At 44.5% G+C, this 19,247-nt stretch carries 11 protein-coding genes and 2 CRISPR repeat arrays (1 of these 13 only partly in view); of the genes, 4 read left to right on the top strand and 7 right to left on the bottom strand.

Annotated features, from left to right (window positions below):
- The first annotated feature begins 59 nt into the window (after positions 1–59).
- A complete protein-coding gene (locus AC5FX4_RS22485; RefSeq protein WP_493608644.1) occupies positions 60–2,654 on the top strand; it encodes a M1 family metallopeptidase in 2,595 nt (864 codons plus the stop codon).
- Between the two features lie 78 nt (positions 2,655–2,732).
- Here AC5FX4_RS22485 and AC5FX4_RS22490 read toward each other — a convergent pair whose 3' ends face one another.
- Positions 2,733–3,200 (bottom strand): DUF3293 domain-containing protein, encoded by a 468-nt coding sequence (locus AC5FX4_RS22490; protein ID WP_493608645.1) that lies wholly within the window; start codon positions 3,198–3,200, stop codon positions 2,733–2,735.
- Between the two features lie 464 nt (positions 3,201–3,664).
- Here AC5FX4_RS22490 and AC5FX4_RS22495 point away from each other — a divergent pair, with 464 nt between their 5' ends.
- The 3 genes from AC5FX4_RS22495 (at position 3,665) to AC5FX4_RS22505 (ending at position 7,288) form a co-directional block, all read left to right on the top strand.
- Positions 3,665–4,057: a hypothetical protein gene (locus AC5FX4_RS22495; RefSeq protein WP_493608646.1), complete on the top strand. Its 393-nt coding sequence runs from the start codon at positions 3,665–3,667 to the stop codon at positions 4,055–4,057.
- A gap of 353 nt (positions 4,058–4,410) precedes the next feature.
- Positions 4,411–5,439 carry a DUF4097 family beta strand repeat-containing protein gene (locus tag AC5FX4_RS22500; protein ID WP_493608647.1) on the top strand — a complete coding sequence of 343 codons (1,029 nt, stop codon included), beginning with the start codon at positions 4,411–4,413 and terminating at the stop codon, positions 5,437–5,439.
- Between the two features lie 268 nt (positions 5,440–5,707).
- Positions 5,708–7,288: an ATP-binding cassette domain-containing protein gene (locus AC5FX4_RS22505; RefSeq protein WP_493608648.1), complete on the top strand. Its 1,581-nt coding sequence runs from the start codon at positions 5,708–5,710 to the stop codon at positions 7,286–7,288.
- Positions 7,289–7,455: 167 nt separating this feature from the next.
- Positions 7,456–8,203: direct repeats of the CRISPR family, unit length 28 nt; unit sequence TTTCTGAGCCGCCTGTGTGGCGGTGAAC.
- Positions 8,204–8,349: 146 nt separating this feature from the next.
- Here the strand turns inward: AC5FX4_RS22505 and cas6f are convergent.
- From cas6f to cas1f, 6 genes are all read right to left on the bottom strand, one after another.
- Complete coding sequence (gene cas6f, locus AC5FX4_RS22510) at positions 8,350–9,006, bottom strand: type I-F CRISPR-associated endoribonuclease Cas6/Csy4 (RefSeq protein ID WP_493608649.1); 657 nt, start codon at positions 9,004–9,006, stop codon at positions 8,350–8,352.
- 9 nt (positions 9,007–9,015) lie between these two features.
- Positions 9,016–10,044, bottom strand: coding sequence for a type I-F CRISPR-associated protein Csy3 (csy3, locus tag AC5FX4_RS22515; RefSeq protein ID WP_493608650.1), 1,029 nt, complete (start codon positions 10,042–10,044; stop codon positions 9,016–9,018).
- Between the two features lie 37 nt (positions 10,045–10,081).
- On the bottom strand, positions 10,082–11,020 hold the full coding sequence (gene csy2 / locus AC5FX4_RS22520; protein WP_493608651.1) for a type I-F CRISPR-associated protein Csy2: 939 nt from the start codon (positions 11,018–11,020) through the stop codon (positions 10,082–10,084).
- On the bottom strand, positions 11,017–12,312 hold the full coding sequence (gene csy1 / locus AC5FX4_RS22525; RefSeq protein ID WP_493608652.1) for a type I-F CRISPR-associated protein Csy1: 1,296 nt from the start codon (positions 12,310–12,312) through the stop codon (positions 11,017–11,019). The genes csy2 and csy1 overlap by 4 nt, the downstream gene beginning before the upstream one ends.
- A 101-nt stretch (positions 12,313–12,413) precedes the next feature.
- Positions 12,414–15,815, bottom strand: a complete 3,402-nt coding sequence (cas3f, locus tag AC5FX4_RS22530) for a type I-F CRISPR-associated helicase Cas3f (protein ID WP_493608653.1) — start codon at positions 15,813–15,815, stop codon at positions 12,414–12,416.
- The gene (cas1f, locus tag AC5FX4_RS22535; RefSeq protein ID WP_493608654.1) at positions 15,812–16,789 is read right to left on the bottom strand and encodes a type I-F CRISPR-associated endonuclease Cas1f; all 978 of its coding nucleotides are present in this window, start codon (positions 16,787–16,789) and stop codon (positions 15,812–15,814) included. The genes cas3f and cas1f overlap by 4 nt, the downstream gene beginning before the upstream one ends.
- 577 nt (positions 16,790–17,366) lie before the next feature.
- Positions 17,367–19,247: direct repeats of the CRISPR family, unit length 28 nt; unit sequence TTTCTGAGCCGCCTGTGTGGCGGTGAAC (it continues 69 nt past the right edge of the window).

Genomic DNA, 19,247 nt, shown 5'->3' on the forward strand with positions numbered 1-19,247 from the left:
AGCCAAATGCAGTAGAATGACGCAAAATCATTAACTACAAAAATAAATGAGTTTCAAATATGTTTAAAAAAACGCTTTTGGCCCTCTGTGTTATGGCCAACACACAAGCGGCACTTGCTGCAGACAGCAGCTCAGTCAGTGATTACCAGCTCGCAAAACTCGCAAAACCACTTTCCCAACACGTTTTACTTAACTTAGACCCGAGCAAAGATAACTTCAATGGCACCACACACATCGAATTAAATGTATTAAAACCAACAAACTATATTGAGATTAACGGTGAAGATTACACATTAAACAAGGCCCAGCTAAGTGGCAAAGACAACTGCGCGCTGAACGAAGAAAAACGCCAATTTGGTAAAGTGACCTTACTGTGTGATCACCAACTCCCTGTTGGCAAGTACACCTTAACCATGCAATTTGACGCGCCTTACAACCGTTCAAGTGTAGGTCTGTACAAAACCATAGAAAAAGACATCCCGTATCTATTCACACAATTTGAAATGAGCGATGCACGTAGAGCATTTCCCTCATTCGATGAACCCAGTTATAAAATCCCATTTCAGCTCACTATCACAGCACCAAATGGGCAAAAGGTATACGCCAACACACCTCTGATCAAAACCGAAAGTAAAGACACGCTCACCACGCACCACTTTGCACAAACACCGCCTATTGCCAGTTATTTAGTTGCACTGGCAGTCGGCCCATTTGAAGAAAAAGACATTCCAAACATGTCTGTACCGGGCAAAGTGATCACCACCAAGGGCAAACTGCACTTAGCTGATTCTGCAGCGCACAATATGCCGCGCGTACTTGCCGCTTTAGAAGACTACTTCGGGATTCCTTACGTATTCAAAAAACTAGATTCGGTGGGCTTACCTGAGTTCCCATTTGGCGCAATGGAAAATGCGGGTCTGGTCACGTACCGTGATGACATCTTGTTGCTTGATCCAAATACAGCAACGCAAAACCAAAAAAAGCATCATGTTTCAGTCATTGCGCATGAGCTGGCGCACCAATGGTATGGCAACCTAGTCACCATGAAGTGGTGGGACGACTTATGGCTAAACGAAGCATTCGCCAGTTGGATGGCATCAAAAATAACGCACCAACTCAATCCAGAATTAGAGAGTAACCTTGACCTGCCACAAAACGTGGTGATGGATATTGACGCACGACTGACGACCAAGCCAATTCGTAAACCAACTCGAAATGAAGCCGATATCATGGATGGTTTAGGCCTGGCCTATAGCAAAGGCAATGCGGTACTGTCGATGATTGAAAATTGGATAGGCACCGATGCATTCCAAAAAGGGATGCGTGCTTATATGAAGGAATTCGCGTTTAAAAATGCCGAAGCCGCAGATTTATGGCAAGCGCTGGGTAAAGCGTCAGGCAAAGATGTGGCGAGCGTATTAAGCTCATTTGTCACGCAATCCTCTTATCCATTAATTTCCGTGCAAAATAACGGCAAAACGCTAACGCTTAATCAGCAACGCTTTGCGCATGCCGGTGTTGATGCCCCTGAACAGCTTTGGAATGTACCTGTGGCCATTAAGTACGGCAACGGCAAGCAAACTAAAACAGCGCAAGTGCTACTCACTCAAGCAACTCAAACGCTTGAACTTGAGTTTGAGCCTACTTGGGTATACCCAGATCACAACGCACTGGGCTACTACCGCTGGACACAAGATTCTAAACTACTCGATAACCTCATTACGCACGCCAATGAAGCACTGACAACCCGTGAACGACTGGCATTACTGGAAGCGCAAAATGCCTTACTCGATGCCGGGGTGATAGGCGCGCCGGCGCTGTTGAACACGCTAGGTCAGTTTGTCAGTGACGAGCATCCACGCGTAGCAACCAAGGCGTTAAACCTACTGCGCACGCAAAAGAAACTGTTCGCCAATGACGACAATGAGCAAGCTTGGCAAACATTTATCGCCAAAGCGATTAAACCCGCCTTTGAACAATATGGGTTATCAGCCAAAGAAGGGGAAAGCCCATCGGTGGCGAACTTGCGCGCAAGCATCGTCTCTGCACAAGGCTTTGATGTAAAAGATGAATCACTAAAAACCACCGCTTTCAATCAAGCGCAAAAGTACTTAAAAGACCCAGCAAGTGTTGATGCGAACTTAGCGTCTGTTTATCTCAAACTTGCCGCTTATCATGGTGACAAGCATCTGCTTGCACAATACACCAAAGAGTTTGAAGCAACACAAGACCCACTTGTGCGTAGCAACCTATTATTGGCGTTAGGTTATTTTGGTCAGCCAGCACTACAGCAACTGACGCTAGATTACACATTAACAGACAAAGTAACCGCGTCAGATATGCGTATCGCACTTTCAGGACACGCTTATACTGATCAGAGAAATGAGCGTTTTATTGAATGGATCTTTAAAAACTACGACGCGCTAGCTGCAAAATTACCGCCGTTTGCAGTGCCTATGCTCGCCTCAAGCACGGCAGATAATTGTGACAACAGTAAACTGGCAAAAGCCAACAACTTTTTTGCCGATAAGCTGGCTAAGCAACCAAGCTTAAAACGTGCTTTAACCAAAGCGCAGGAAAGCGTTAAAAACTGCTTGTCGTTACAGCAACGAGAGCAAAGCGCCATTGATGCGTATTTACGCTCAATTAAATAAATAGAAGACGTACTATCGAGTGTGATTGTTTTTAGAAGCAATCACACTCGCTAACCCCACCAATACCAATTAACATGCTTATGCAAGCGCTTCATTGGACGCATGTAAACCTGACAATAAAAAACGGGTTCGAGCGCAGCCATGCACAAGCTGGCTTTTACGAGTGCCACGACTGTCAACCAGCCAAAGCCTGAGTGCACTGTCGATGTAATAAAAAGCGAGTTGCTGATAATAATTGGCGTGAGCAATTGCTTGTGTTTTTGTAACAGGTAACAGCACACTCAACTCTCGATAACGCATTTTTCTATCTCCACCCCAAACTAAAGAATACAAAATCCCTTTTCTTTTTAAGCGGCCAAGTGCCATATCCGTCAATTGACGATTTTTTTTGGCTGTAAATTTTGCGCCACAAGGATTCCAAAGACTGATAATCGCACTGTTGCGTAGTTTTTTATCACTGATATAGATGGGTTTTGAGTCATTGTGAAAAGCACAAGGTTGAAAGTAGGTGTGACAGTAAATTTGCCAAAGCTGATCGGCTATCAAATTAACACCCTCCTCACATTATGCGTTTTGTATCAGAACTAAAGCCCAATATATCACTTAGAAGGCACAATCATTGAAAAAAGTTCAGCAAACCAATTTGTTCTATGCGCTCGCCAACGAAAAATAGCACTTTTTAACCAACTCAGTTTAAACAACAATTTGCGCAAAAATAATACATAAAGAATATTATATGCGAAATAAAAAACCGGTAAGAATAGTGCTCACTTTAAAAAACATCAATGTTTATCTGCATAATTATTACCTCGATAGAATTGCTAAAAATTTACAGCTGTATGAATTATAAAACACGCCAGAAAACTCAATTAGCCATTGATTTAAATCAATTTTATTTAAATGAATTCGTAGCTAAAATGTCATCGAAGTTTAACTTGTACTATTCTTTTTTACGGCTAGGATACACCCGCCATTACGGCAAACTTAAATTTTTTAGAAGGAATCTCTCTGTGAAAAAATTACTTTTATCCACACTTTTTGGTCTAATTTCATCTACCAGCTTTTCATCTTTCGCGACCAATATCGACCTATCATCTGGTTACTATAATACGCAAGAAGTATTAGAATTTGGTCGGAAGTACCAAGTGGTAAAAGCACAATTAGCGTACTCTGGTTACGAACTACAAGGATGTGAAGAACAACCTGTTTATTACTTCGTGCAACCGAGTGAAGAAGTATTCTTGTATGGTAAAACAGAGTGTTTCTACTCAATTCCAAAAGACCCTGAGTCTCGCTGGTTCCGTACTGATTATGCAACCGTAGTCATCGACATGCACTACAACCAAACAAGTTACCTTTATCACGAAGGCGATGTAAACGTAAGCTACTTTACCGCTTACTAAGCATCCATTTAAGGTGGCGCTCGCCACCTTTTAAACTGCACTGCTCACATACACGACCATTCTAGTCAAATTGACCAATTCATTGCTAAACTCACAAAAACGCTAAATAATATTCGACGCGAAAAATAGAAAATCCTTAAAAAACAAACATTAAATTATTGGCATCGCGATTGCTAAGTAGTTAGCACAACAGAGTCAATTAATACCAAGCCACTTAACTAATTGGTCTATTTTGAGACAAGAAAACCTTATCGGTTGCACTGCTACTGCGTTCTGCTATCGTCAGGTTTAATCCCTCAAAATAACTTAAGTGTTAATGCGAATTGGTAAAACATAAAAAAATAAGGATACTCATGCTTAAAGCGCTTACCCCTTTACTCACTACACTGATACTTAGCGGCTGTATTGTTCACGTCAATGGCGCATCAGCCAATGCAAAAGAACACGTTCAAAAACAGTTACAACTAGATAGCAGCGACTTACAGTCTTTAATTGCACACACAGACTCAGGAGAGTTAGAGATCATCGGCAAAGCAGGTATTAAGCAAATAACCGCTCAAGCCGATATTTACACCATTGAACCGGGTGAATTCGAATTTACTTTAGAGCGTAGTGGCAACAACGCCAAACTGGTCGCATCGGTTGAGCATGCTTCTGGCTTTGTATTTCGCATCGGCGGAGAAAGCCCGCGTATCGATATGACACTCACTATGCCAGCAGAGCTTGCACTTTCACTCAAAGACTCATCTGGTGGATTAAAAATTTCAGGTTTAACTAATGATATTCGCATTCAAGACGGTTCTGGTGACCTATACATTGATGGCGGAAACAACCTCGAGCTTGAAGACAACTCAGGCGATATCGTTCTGAAACATATTCGCGGCACGCTTGATATTAAAGATGGCTCTGGCGGCATTGACATCAACGGCGGTAAAGCACTCACTTTGCGTGATGATTCTGGTGATATTGACATTGAGGGCATTGAGGGCGACATCAACATCATTGATGGCTCTGGCGGTATCGAAATTAAAGGCGGACAAAATATCACTATTCGCGATGACTCTGGGGATTTGTTCGTCAGTGGCAGTACAGGTGATGTGAACATCACCGATGGTTCGGGTAATTTATCGGTTGAAGGTGGCAACAACATCACAATTCGCGACGATTCTGGTACATTACGAGTCAGCAACGCCAAGGGTAATGTCAGCATCGATGACGGCAGTGGCGATCTGTGGGTTAACAACAGTGCCGCGCACGTTGAGATCAAAGACAACTCCGGTGACATCAACGTAGATGGTGCCCTAAGCCTTGAAATTGTGAGCGATAGCTCTGGTAATGTGCGCACCAACAACGTTAAAAATAGTGTAAAAATGAACCCATAAGTATGTGCCCTTGAGTGCGCTAAGCGCTCAAGGGCTTTACTTTGCGGCACAGATCTCTTAGCCTAGCTGCATTCCCCCTTTTCGGAGTCAAAGCCATCATGAACAACTAATACCTGTTATCCATTTTTAACTTACTTTTTGGATCTACAGGGTTAGTGGGCGTGGCTTTGCGTTTCAACCTCAAATCAATTTTGTACGACAACTCGTTGTTGTTTGTGCTGCAACCTTGCTCACGGCACTGCCCCTGTTTTTTTAATGGGAGGCTTTTATGCCCATATTACAAGCCCACAATTTAGGCTTTACTTTCAACGATGGCGACATACTCTTTAGCCAGTTACATTGCGCATTAACACACAAACGCACCGCCCTTGTTGGTAAAAACGGCGCTGGTAAATCTATCTTGGCACAACTGCTAGGCAAACAACGCGCCCCCAGCGAAGGCAGTGTTACCTTAACGGCATCGGTTTGTATGTTTACACAACATCATGACATAGCAAACGACGAAACAACCATTGCCGACTACCTTGGTTACAGCAAAGTGTTAAAGGCGATTGACGCCATTGAGCAAGGGCACTGTGCGCTTGAGCTATTTGAAACGGTGGCGGAGCAATGGCACATACCTGCACAACTTAAAATGCAACTGGCAACACTTGGTTTAACAGGTGACTATAACCAAACATGCCAGCAACTCAGTGGTGGGCAACTCGCTCGCCTTAGGCTTTGGCATACCTTCAGCAGCCAAGCTGAGCTATTAATTTTAGATGAACCAAGTAACCATTTAGACGCCGCAGGCCGCGCTTGGTTGAGTCAACAAATCGAACATTTTCCCGGCTACATACTGCTCGTTAGTCACGACTACGCGCTACTTAAAAACATAGAGCAAATTTGGCAACTCAGTGAACTAGGGCTAAAACAATATGGCGGTAATATTGATCATTACTTAACGCAAAACCAGCTTGAACAGCAAGCCATTAGCAAGCACCTCAACGAAGTAAAACGCCAACAAGCACAGCTAAAAATTCAAGCTCAAAAGAACAAAGAAAAAGCCCAACAAAGAGCCAAGCAAGGCGAAAAACTCAGAACAACCCGCAGTCAACCCAAAATTTTGCTCAACAAGCTAAAAGACAACGCCAGCGCAAATGCAACGAGCAGAAATAAAAGCCAACAACTGCGAGAAACGCAACTCAGTCAAAAGCACAATGCACTGAAGAAAAAACAACAAGCGCCCTCAGCTCAAGCGCTATACATCAATCAATGTCCAACCGATGTATTAAACAAAACGCTGCTCAATGTACAGCAACTGATACTTGCTTATGGCACACATTCTACACTAAACTTTAAAGTAACGCGTGGACAAAAATGGCATATTCATGGGTTAAACGGCAGTGGCAAATCAACCTTGTTAAAGACCCTTTTAGGCCGCCAAAAACCGCGCTCTGGTTCATTTGCTACCAACACGCCATTGAGCTACCTAGACCAACACTTTAATCAATTGCTCGCCAATCAAAGCAGCGAACAACATTTACAACGATACTGCCCACATTTAACACAAAGCGAGGTATTTACCTTGTTAGCCGGTATCGGCATCAAACATACTCATGCGACACAACCCGCTAAGTACCTTAGTGGTGGCGAAGAAATAAAACTCACTTTACTGTGTGCAGCCCACCAGCAACCGCCGCCATTGCTACTGCTCGACGAACCCGACAATCATTTAGACTTTGAGTCAAAAGCGCTACTAGCAGCAACGCTAAAACAATATCAAGGAAGCTTTTTATTAGTCAGTCATGACGAGCATTTTGTAGAGCAATGCGATGTGAGTCATCGCCTAAACTTAGAGAAGGATTAATGTGTAAAGGGGGTTGACGGTTAGGCGAAGAGATTATCACCGCCTTATACGCGGTGAACTTTGCCTGAACTCACCTCCGCGATTACAATCCATCCTTGGAGCTTGGTCACATCGGTCATCCATGACCTCACTTCTTCGTGCTGCGAAGCTGCGCTTCGGTCACTCATCATCTAAGCCGCCTGTGTGGCGGTGAACTGCTTGTAACAATCGCATATCGCCATAACTATTTTCTGAGCCGCCTGTGTGGCGGTGAACGGCCAATGGCTCACATCCAATACATAGGGAGTTTTCTGAGCCGCCTGTGTGGCGGTGAACGTTATCGATATAGTGCTTATTACTCCTCTTACTTTCTGAGCCGCCTGTGTGGCGGTGAACGTTGAGTACGTAGACAGAGAGATAAACAAAAATTTCTGAGCCGCCTGTGTGGCGGTGAACAATATCTGTGAACATTTCCACCAAGTGGAGGCTTTCTGAGCCGCCTGTGTGGCGGTGAACGCTGATTTACGTCACTGCAAACGTGCTGGCATTTTCTGAGCCGCCTGTGTGGCGGTGAACCAGAACAACCATATAAATTTTCAACCCGATACTTTCTGAGCCGCCTGTGTGGCGGTGAACCAAGTCCTCTTATTCCCATAACCTCGCAATGGTTTCTGAGCCGCCTGTGTGGCGGTGAACACCGCTCTTGATGTCTGATTTAAATTTTTGCATTTCTGAGCCGCCTGTGTGGCGGTGAACCGTGAAACATGTTACATACAAATTTCAGGTGATTTCTGAGCCGCCTGTGTGGCGGTGAACTATTTTGAAAACAATCAACAGGCGGGGGTTCATTTCTGAGCCGCCTGTGTGGCGGTGAACTAGCATTAATCGAAATCGGCTCTTTGCCAAATTTTCTGAGCCGCCTGTGTGGCGGTGAACAATAAAATTGTAATACAAAAATAAGTCACAACAAGTTGTTAGGCAAAAAAACCTTATTTTACCTTGTTAAAAACACCTTGTTGTAACCTTCTGATTTAATAGTTAATTTTTAAAGAGCAAAAATAAAAGGTTTTTGACTTTAGTATTTACCCCTCAAACCAAGGTACAGCCGACTGCTGATTTTCACCACGCCGACTTAACCCATAACAACTAAACACCCACTTGTTATCACTGGGTTTATCTACTTTTTGCCGCTCTATAAAAAGCAAAAACTTATTGCGCTCTGAGGGGCTTAGCGGGCTACTGGTCGATAAGCTTCTTAGATTTATAAATGGTAAGTTAGAGTGCGCATCAAGCTTGTCGATAGATGCTAATAAACGCTGTTTAACTTCATCAACTTCGTAGCCATTTTTTACTGCAATCGCTTGTGCCCGGCTGTCAACTTGATTACGTAATTGCTCAGACGATTTAAAACGCCAACGTTTGAAGTAGGCATATTCAGTCACCTCGCTAGGTACTGCTTTAATAGCTTTGATGTGAACGTAATCAGCCAAACGTGATAACCACTGCGCTACGTTTAAATTAGCCAACTGTTGCTCAGACTCCGCAAGTAACCTAATTTTGTCACCCAATGGGAATTGTTTATTTCCATATTTTGGAAATGACACCGCTATGGCGCTATCTAGCTCACTGACTTTATGCTCAACCAGCAATAAGTGAATTTGCTGATATACCTTGTGCCATAAAAAGCCTAAGTTTGCTTCAGCATCTGGCAACAAGGTAATGTCTAGGTAGTAGTTCATACCCGCCCCTTATTTGTCACTTTCTCCGAATACACCACCTCGTACTAGCGTGGCCATTACGTAGTGTTCATGTTCATCGGTTGAAAGTTTTTCTCCACGTGCCCAAACATCAAAAAAGGTATAAAAATCTTGCTTCTCTGCGGGCAGTCGATATGCCTTGCCACGGTTAGTGACTGCCCCATAAGGTTCTATCGCAATTGGGCCCGCACTGGCTTGCGGGTCTAAAAACTCTGGATACCAAGTATCAATAGTGCGAATCGCGTTACCAAGCTTTTGTGAGTGCATGGCTGCAATACCTTGTACATCGTAAAGTATTTTGCTTTTTTCGCCTTTGCCCTTATCGAGTACTAACTCTTCGCTTGGGTATACTTCCTGCGCTCTGCCAACTTGCGCAAAGCAATTTATATCAAGCAATAAAAAGTCATCGTCGCTGGCAAGGGCCTCGGCAATATGCCCCGCTAATGCGTTGAGCTGCTCATCATTGTGATCAAAATGCTTGGTGCTGTATTGGGTTGCATCAAATGTCCATGTTTGCTCTACGTGGTTATTTTTTGCTACAACGTTTACTTCAATTTGCTCGGCTCCTACACGGTTACGCCACAAAAAACGCGCATTAGCAATATTCGTGGCATAACGACGCGCCAGCTCAGTAAATTTGTGAGTTTCAATATAACTTTTAGCCGCGGTGCGATAACTTTGCTCAAAGAGTGCATTGTTACATGCTGATGGCTCAGTTATTCCACCCAGTACTTTGATGGTAAATTGCAAGTTCAGCGTATCTTGCTCTGGGGTTAGTGCACAAGCATCAACACGTTGTAGGTTGGCTTTTTCAACTTCGGCATTGAGTTTTGCGGGGTCGCTTTTTAATGCCGCTTTAAGGCGGTTTGAAATAGTACCTCGCACCGACTTTTCATTGAGTTTAAGTGGTTGTAGATGCGTGCTTCGCGCATCCCATGTGGTGCCATACATGTGTCCGTCGCTGGTTACTAACTTTTTCTCAAACGCCAGTACCGATGCGGTGTTTTCTTTTTTAGCCATGGTGAGTGTCCTTTTCTTGAATGATTAAAATATTGAATTAGTCGAATTCACTACCCGAGTCATCAAACTCAGGCGTGGCAAATTTGTTTTGCTGACAAAGGTAATAGTCATCTTGGGTTTGGTAGCGCCAGAGCATGCCGTCGATGTCATTAACCCTGTGCGGCATTTTAAATTCACCAAGTGTGACCAAACTTTCTGCAAAGCGGTGTGGTGTATCTGGGTCTCTTTGGTTTTTGGCTGTGCCTAACTCGCTGATCCCGTAATAACCTGTCGCAATCGGTACAACCCACCCGACAGCACGCCCATCAACTTCTTTACCGTGTTTGCGCCATGTTCCATTGTTGTTATCATCAACGTCATAGCTGTAATGAATGGTGACATGCTCAATCAACGCTTGCAGCGCGTCTTGCCCTTGCGTCATTGCGCTTGTCATCAAGTCTCTGCGCTCAATGAGCACATACCCGGGCATTAATAATCGTTGTACTTTTTTTAAGTCAATATCATTACCTTGCGTTACATTCATGCATATGGGTTGCCTAAATGCTTTGATATCGCCGCTGGCCATTTTCATTTTACCGTGAAGTAAATGGCTTACTTGCTCAATAAGTACTGCGCGCGCCTCCACTGCAATATTGTCAAACTCAATGATCAGGCTGACTTCTAAATGGCAGCGTGCTTCTTCAATAAAGGCTGAACGTGCCCCCGTTTTGTCTAACGGGTTTGCTGTGCCAATAATGGAGTGAACATAGTCGTTACTCCCTTTATAAGTTTGTAATTCAATATCGTGACTGACCACGCCAACAGCGTTAAATAGCACGGGGTTATTTTTGTCATTGAGCTTTCTTTGCAGTGCGTGTACAGCCCCAAGCCAAGCGGTCATAGCAGGAAAGCCTATTGTAAAGGGGCTTGACAGCGCATTGGCGTTATGAACTTGTAAGTGTGGAATTATCAGTAACTGCTTTTCCATGCCTATCATCTTAAAAACTCCTTGCTCTCTAGCACCACTTTTTTCATATGCTCATGCTCAGCATGGCTTAATAAAATAGCCTTTTTCTTACCAATGACCTGCTCATAACCATGAAACAAAAAGCTGACAATCGCATCACAGATCTCATCTAACCAGCTATCGGTACTAAAGCGTTCCGATTCATATTGCGGGTGAAGCCATACCAACTGTGCCTTAGGTAAACTGCTACTGGTTGCCACATATTGCTGCTCGGCCACTTTGCGTACTAGGTGCATTTGCGCTATCACATAATCAATCACACTGTGATAGTGCTCATCACGCTGTGCACGCGTATGCATATTGTTGTAATGCTCATTGGGCAGGCGGTACAAGGTATCAAGCGCTTCAAATTGCGCAAAGCAGTGCTTATACCGCAATACTTGGCTAAAAAAGTTAGTAGTGGGAAAGTGTACATCACGGCGTTGCAATTTGGGTGGCATACTTAACAATAGGTGGGCTTTGCCGCCATTTTGATTATTAAGCACACTAATATTTTGTGGCTTAGTTCCGCCATAACCTATGGTGGTTAGATTAACGACTTCCTGATGACTAGGGTACGCAAAGTTAGCTTTGCGCTGTTCACGAGCATGTTTAATCTCTTCGCCAAAGCGCATATTATCGAGGCGCTTTCGTAGTTCAAACACCAATCCAGAACCAGTTAATAACGATAATTGGTGATAACCTTCATCACCGCTATTTTTTGCTGATAACGGAAAATACACCTGTTTTATTTTAGAGCTGGTGATCGCCTCTTTGCTCGGTGCCGTCATGTCTAAAAAACCTGCTTTTAGCTGCTCGTAATCAGACTCAGCATTGCTAGGTGTGGTTCTAAATAACTGTTTGGCAAGCGTGCTGTCTTGCTCTAAATGTTGTAGTAGGGTTTGCCCGTCCTCCATTACAAGGGTTAAAAATTTATACACATCGAGCGCAGCGGCATTGCCCAGAGCGTCGGCCACAACTTCCACATTACCCGAGCGCAAAAAGCCATCGTTGCTTTGTGGGCTTTTGGCAATAATCGAACTGACGTAGCCATTTTTGTTTTTTCGGGCGCTGGGGTGACTAAATGTGCATGGGTGTGTAGAAATAGAGATCTGCCCCGCCCGCTTTGCCGCATTAGGCAACCAGTTTGCGAGGCTAAATTGCGACTCGCATTCCATATTTATTTGCTTTATTTCATCGTCCGATAATGACGCTTTTAAATTCTTTTTCAGCCAAGCGGCCTTTCTTTCTTCAAAAAATGCATCAACTGCTTTATCTATCATCGTTCCCTCCTGTTCCTTTAAGGTGCTTTAAGCGCCTTCATACAGGTTAATTTACTGTTTGCTTTGACCTTCTCTTTAAACTTCTTGCTTTGACCTTCTCTTTAAACTTCTACCAACCCTAGTTGATCGTTATATTCATACGTTTTGTTCTCATTGAATCTAAAATGAATACCGCCGTATTTGAGCGATACAATGCGCTGGCTAAACTCTGTTTGCTCGGCCAATTGCGCACATGCTTGGTCAAAATCACGAGTGAGCCAAAGACGCTGTTTGGCCTGTGTGCTTAGCTCCAGTCGTTTAATATTTAAAATATCCTCTCTATCAATGGCGTAACCTTGCGCGTCTTTTTCACAAAAACGGCTTTGTTGTGTGTATTGGTCAAAAACCAAAAATGCTTCCAGCGTGCTCGGGCCTTGGCGAAACGGCGCAAGCTCTTGTGGTAACGCGGTTAAAAACCAATTGTGGCTAAGCCAACCTGGCATGGTTGCTGGGCCTATTTGTGCGCCCTTTTCTTTGCGTGTGGTGTAGTAAGCTAGGCTATGCAAAATAGCGGTATGCTCTAGCTCAACCAAACTTTGTGCTTTGTTCAAGTGCTGTACATACTTGGCATTAATGTGTTCAGGCTTAGATATTCTAGGGGTTGCATCTAAACGTTTTCCCACTTGAGCTACATCAATGAGCTGTTCAAGATCATGGCTTTTTAACTGACAGTAACTTTCAAATCCTGGATTGATAAATACTTTGTGCTCATCTAAATGCGCATATTTAATGGCTTTAAAGTTGTACTGTAATAACCCTATATTTGCTGTTTCAACCGCTTCTTTGCGGTGGCGGCGCACTCGCCCCGCAAGCTGAATAATCGAACGATACGAAGACGGCTCAATAACGGCCCAATCAAAGTCATGATCACGCCCCACCTCTTCAACTGGCGTTGCCACCAGCACAAACACCACATGTTGAGTGTGCTTATCACTTGCCGCTAAATTGGTTAAATGTTGTTGTATGATTGGGTTTTGCAATGCCAAGGGTGGCTGGCTAGGGCCTTCTTTGCGTTTTAACACCAAGTCTAAATGTTGCTCTTGAATGGAGCGCAATAGCAACGTTTGCTGGCTATGGTATGTCATCACACGGACCTGCGTATCTTCAGGCCAAGGGTATTCCAATAAATATTGGCTGAGTTTTACACATGGGGTGATGTTTGCAACACGCACTACACCAAAAGAGACTTTAAAGCCCGTTTGTTCATCTACAAAATGATGCTGATTATGCTGTGCTGTAATGCTATTGGCTATCACTTCAAAATAGGCGGATTGCTTACTTTGAATAATATCGTGGTTTTGCTGGCGGTTGTCTCTAAATTGCTCATAAACGTTTTGGCAATCAATAAGCTGAGCTTTTCTAAGCACAGGTTGCGTGCTTAATTTAGTTAGCCGATTTAGAATAAATGTATTGTGAGCATCGCGATATTGTGTGATCGCAGGCTCAAGGTCATTCGCGGTGTTAGTGGTGATTTGCGTGGTAAATTCATCTATCCATGCACAGCCTATTGATACTTTTATATCGCGACTTGCGCAGAAGATCCGCCAACCATCTCGATACGCTTTAAAATACCCTTCTGCCAATGAAGGAGGTATGGTAGCCGAAGAAATCATCACTTTGCGGCCCAACATACCTGCCAGATGAATTAAACGCCCGATTGCGATAAGGTCAGTGCCCGTAAAATCGTCCACTTCATCAATGACCAAGTCTGACGACATTAAACGTAATGTGGGCAAAATATAACGACCCCCTCTTTTAGTTTCGGTTGCCGCCATCATATGGTCGATGGTACACGCCAAGACCGGCGCATATAAAAACTTTTTATCGCGCTCATTGGTTAATACGGTAGTGAGGTTTTCTTGTGGTATCGCGCACTCATACTCAATATCTTCGTTGAGTAATGGCGCAGTAGATTCGGAGCCTGAATTTTCATATGGGTCATCATCGTGAGCAGCAAGGCTCATTTTGTGCAATTCCATCACAGCACGAGAACCGATAACTACAGCCAATTGTGTGCTATCAAGCCCTACTCGCTTGGTGTATTCGTCACCCGTTTGCAATGTTAATGTTCGCAACCCCAATGCAAGTACATAACGTAGGCTTTTAGCATCGTGCGACAGTGAGCGCATCACTTTTGCGTTGGCAAAGGTTTTACCACTGCCTGTACTTGCCATATTCACGGCAAAAAAACCAAATTGTGACGTGGTTTCAGTAGCGCTTGCGCGCCACTGAGCTATTTTGCTTACCGCTTTGTCTTGCCACTTATAAGCCTTGGGGCTGGGTTTACGTAGCGCTTCTAAATCATGCGCTAAGGGTAACTCAGTTTCAAATGCAGGTAACAAATGAGCCGCTTGGGTTGCATACCGAGCAACCCCAACAAGGTGTTCATCTAGCTTTTGTTTTAATTGTTTTGAGCTGCGTTCAGTGTTGGCAAATAACCCAGTAATGTTTTGCCATTTTCTATCCGCTTGTTGTGAGGAGTAGTAATGGTCACCTAACATTAAACACAAACGGGCATGATTCAACACTTGCCGATAAACGCTGTTCTCCATGGCTTTTTCTGCCAAGGAGTGTGCTTCAAGTAAGCGTGCTGACCACCTTTTTATTTGACTTAACCACTGTTTAGAATTACTTAGCAAGCCATGATTAAACTGAAAACATTGTTCAAGTCGTTGTTTATATGCTTTTTCATCACGGCTATTTTCGTACCCCCAGTGCTGAGTAATTTTTTGTAGCACTTCATCGATACACAAAGCACCCGCTGCCGAGTAATTTTTACATTCCTCTTTTTTGTTGGGCAGGGGCAAACGATGGTGAGATACCACCAGCCATGCAATAAACTTTGCAATAGGCGGCAAGTCGGTCATCGGCTTAGCCACACTTTGCTTTATCACTTGCTTAAGTTTGTTTTCGTCTATTTTTCCTTGGCTTAATGCCTGTAACCATTGTTGATCTGAGGTGGCATTGACAGATCCAATTAAAGCCCGAAACAACAATAACGAAACCCATTCATGACGAATTGGGTCGCCTTTTGCTGAATTACGGCTATTAGGTTGTAGCTTTTCTTGAAATAGCACCGTTGCTTTACCCCAATCATGAAGTAACGCCGCAACCCCCACCAAGGCTTTAATTAAAGGTAAAAAATGCCAATTGTTTTCTATTTCACTGTTGAGCAGGTTTCTTTTCGTCCTGTTAACTGGCACTACGCCTTCGCTATTAAACTTATTACGATTACCCACCACCCACAATAACTGGCTTCTAGAGCGTGAGCGTATCCAATGGCAACTCACCGCCGTGCTGCGACTGGCGGTTTTGCGCAGCATTTTTTTAACTGTGAGTAGGCCATCTTCAGTGATGAGCGTTTGCCACGTGTTATCACCAATGCGGTTAGCGAAGGCATCTAATACTCTGCGAGTCTTTTTGAGGGCGTTTTTTTCACACTGAGACACAAACGTGACCATCATAGGTTATTAGCCTCGATTTGCTCAAGTGAGTGTGACTGCAATGCAACTTGCTTTACCGTATCAAACATATAATCGAGAGCTTTATGGTCTGTAAATGCTTGTAGCACTTGCTGGCGAAACTCCTGCTCTGTGGCGTTTTCTTTTGCGCAAATAAAGGCCCACGGCAACACCAAGGCATCTTTTATTAAGTCGGCTACATCGAATACCAAAGCACCGCGTCGAGTTTTGCCATGCATTACTGCAAAGCCATGAGGAATACCCAGTACCCACAAACAACTGGCCGCTAGGCCATAAGCCAAGTAATTACCATGATTTAAAAAGTCGTTGGCTTTGTCGGTGCTTTGATGTTGGCGGGTAAAATCTTCTATGCCTGTGTTATTGGCAGCGTATTTGTATAGCACTTTAGTAAGTTGCGCTTCAGTAAGTAGTAAATCAGCAGGCTTACTCGCCTCTTCTGTGCGTTTATGAAAAGTCGCCAGTGCGTTTTGAATGGTGTGGTGGTTATGATCGAACCCTTCGGTTTTTAGTTCTCGATCTTTTTTCCAAATTTTTTCTAAATAAATAATGCGAGCTTGCTGAAATATTTTTGCTGCTTCTAGTCGCTTTGCATCGTCAAACCAAAATGTTAACCAACCATGTAAATATTCCGTCGGTCGATATTCGCTTTGCGGGGTAAACCACTCTACTTCACACGCCATATGAAGCGGTGTGCCACCACCGCCACAAAAACCAACCAATACGCCCGCATGTGCCAACATGCGCATAGCAGCCTGCGTAATTGACGTGCCGTTACCGAGCAGTAAAACCGTGGTGTTTGCGATGGGAATATTAAAATAGTGATTTTCACTTTTAGCTTCAGTGAGGTAAAGCACCCGGCCGTCTTTTTGCATTACTCTGCAATGCTCTAGGTAATACATATTGGCGCGTTTAGAGTGCAAAATGGTTTTAAGATCTGTTGGGCTAAAGTCTTCCATGCTCGCCTTTGCACCTTTTATTTACATGTGGTTAACCAACAGACTAAAACGCGAAGCGGCGAAATACAACCCAAACTAGATAAGTTATTCTGCTTTTATTGAGGTAACGCAATAAGTTGTGAGTTTTTGCGCGGCTTTCGTCAAGCCACCTGTAGAGCTCATTTCGTCACTCTAAATTCCACTCCGTCACCCTGAACTTGTTTCAGGGTCCATAAACACAGCTATAAATGAACCATAAGATCCTGACCTTCGTCAGGATGACCTGCAGCGTTTTTAACTAGATTAATCCAACACCATTACCTAAATCCAAGCACCGTCACCCTGAACTTGTTTCAGGGTCTAATACTCATCTTTTGTGAATAAAATCCATCCATGGAGCTGGGTCACATCGGTCATCCATGACCTCACTTCTTCGTGCTGCGAAGCTGCGCTTCGATCACTCATCACCTAAGCCGCCTGTGTGGCGGTGAACCAACGCCAATCGCTCACACCGTCACCCTGAACTTGTTTCAGGGTCTATGAACACTGCTATAAATGAGCCACGAGATCCTGACCTTCGTCAGGATGACGAGCGTGATTTCTGAGCCGCCGGTGTGGCGGTGAACGCACCCGACTCATAATCGGGAGACCCTAATAATTTCTGAGCCGCCTGTGTGGCGGTGAACAAGGGCTTTTCAATACATCTGGTGGTGCTACATTTCTGAGCGGCCTGTGTGGCGGTGAACGTAACTACTACCAGCGAAAAATTGTTTATGGCTTTCTGAGCCGCCTGTGTGGCGGTGAACAATATGATGAACGAATTATTGCCGCACTAATTTTTCTGAGCCGCCTGTGTGGCGGTGAACTGTGAGAAAGGCCTATAACAATCAATCTTGCCTTTCTGAGCCGCCTGTGTGGCGGTGAACGTGCTGACTTCCTGTTCACCACAGCATCTAGCTTTCTGAGCCGCCTGTGTGGCGGTGAACGTCGCCCAAGAGCATAGCGACTATAAACAAGATTTCTGAGCCGCCTGTGTGGCGGTGAACTTTTCATCCTATTGGGTTATGCCGACCTGAAATTTCTGAGCCGCCTGTGTGGCGGTGAACGATTCTGCGGTTTTTATTTATGCGGGGCTTTGTTTCTGAGCCGCCTGTGTGGCGGTGAACTGTAAGTGTTTCGGCGCTTTTTATAGCATCTATTTCTGAGCCGCCTGTGTGGCGGTGAACGCTTGCTGAGAACTCACGTCTGTTACATCTTTTTTCTGAGCCGCCTGTGTGGCGGTGAACGCTGGTAGGGATAGGTACATTGGGGAGAGAAATTTCTGAGCCGCCTGTGTGGCGGTGAACTAATCATTTCTCTACTTTGGGTTGCTAGTTTATTTCTGAGCCGCCTGTGTGGCGGTGAACAGGGTAATAAGCAATCTGGAAATCTACGGAAATTTCTGAGCCGCCTGTGTGGCGGTGAACTAGACTTCATTAACTGGGCCATTGGTGTGCGCTTTCTGAGCCGCCTGTGTGGCGGTGAACTAGACTTCATTAACTGGGCCATTGGTGTGCGCTTTCTGAGCCGCCTGTGTGGCGGTGAACCTGTAACTTCAGACACAATATCTATAGTTAGATTTCTGAGCCGCCTGTGTGGCGGTGAACAGATATAACCAGATCTTTTCGGTTTTCTGGTATTTCTGAGCCGCCTGTGTGGCGGTGAACCTGATTTAATAATGCCAGAATTTAAGCGATAATTTCTGAGCCGCCTGTGTGGCGGTGAACGCGTACCAATAACAGCGGCTTTAATTTCAGCGTTTCTGAGCCGCCTGTGTGGCGGTGAACTTACCTCAGACATAGAGGGGACAACTCCATATTTTCTGAGCCGCCTGTGTGGCGGTGAACGATCAATATGATGAAAGAATACTGGGGCGTTCATTTCTGAGCCGCCTGTGTGGCGGTGAACGTTCAATACCAAAATTTCTTCCTTCTATATCATTTCTGAGCCGCCTGTGTGGCGGTGAACATGTTAGATATTTCAAAACTAAATAATTTAACGTTTCTGAGCCGCCTGTATGGCGGTGAACGTTGTACACTGTGTTTGCGTCTCTGTCCTTTTTTTCTGAGCCGCCTGTGTGGCGGTGAACTCTGACTTGGTTGTTGTTGGAGCCAGTAATGATTTCTGAGCCGCCTGTGTGGCGGTGAACGCCAATCCAATAGTCTTTTTTAATGGTTCCTCTTTCTGAGCCGCCTGTGTGGCGGTGAACGAGTTTACCCATGGCACAGACGCGGGCAATAATTTCTGAGCCGCCTGTGTGGCGGTGAACCACAGGGTTTATCGTTTGTCGCAATTTTGGCTTTTCTGAGCCGCCTGTGTGGCGGTGAACAACGAGGAATCGTTGGTGTGGTATCGAAACGATTTCTGAGCCGCCTGTGTGGCGGTGAACGGAATGCTCAATTACTCGATACACGACTAAAATTTCTGAGCCGCCTGTGTG

The sequence above is a fragment of the Pseudoalteromonas sp. ATL1 genome, assembly GCF_058933015.1.

What these genes read in the sequence shown, in the direction of transcription:
- cas6f (WP_493608649.1), bottom strand. Translation starts at nt 9,006, where the DNA reads ATGAACTACTACCTAGACATTACCTTGTTGCCAGATGCTGAAGCAAAC.
- cas3f (WP_493608653.1), bottom strand. Translation starts at nt 15,815, where the DNA reads ATGATGGTCACGTTTGTGTCTCAGTGTGAAAAAAACGCCCTCAAAAAG.
- csy2 (WP_493608651.1), bottom strand. Translation starts at nt 11,020, where the DNA reads ATGATAGGCATGGAAAAGCAGTTACTGATAATTCCACACTTACAAGTT.
- AC5FX4_RS22500 (WP_493608647.1), top strand. Translation starts at nt 4,411, where the DNA reads ATGCTTAAAGCGCTTACCCCTTTACTCACTACACTGATACTTAGCGGC.
- csy3 (WP_493608650.1), bottom strand. Translation starts at nt 10,044, where the DNA reads ATGGCTAAAAAAGAAAACACCGCATCGGTACTGGCGTTTGAGAAAAAG.
- AC5FX4_RS22485 (WP_493608644.1), top strand. Translation starts at nt 60, where the DNA reads ATGTTTAAAAAAACGCTTTTGGCCCTCTGTGTTATGGCCAACACACAA.
- AC5FX4_RS22505 (WP_493608648.1), top strand. Translation starts at nt 5,708, where the DNA reads ATGCCCATATTACAAGCCCACAATTTAGGCTTTACTTTCAACGATGGC.
- csy1 (WP_493608652.1), bottom strand. Translation starts at nt 12,312, where the DNA reads ATGATAGATAAAGCAGTTGATGCATTTTTTGAAGAAAGAAAGGCCGCT.
- cas1f (WP_493608654.1), bottom strand. Translation starts at nt 16,789, where the DNA reads ATGGAAGACTTTAGCCCAACAGATCTTAAAACCATTTTGCACTCTAAA.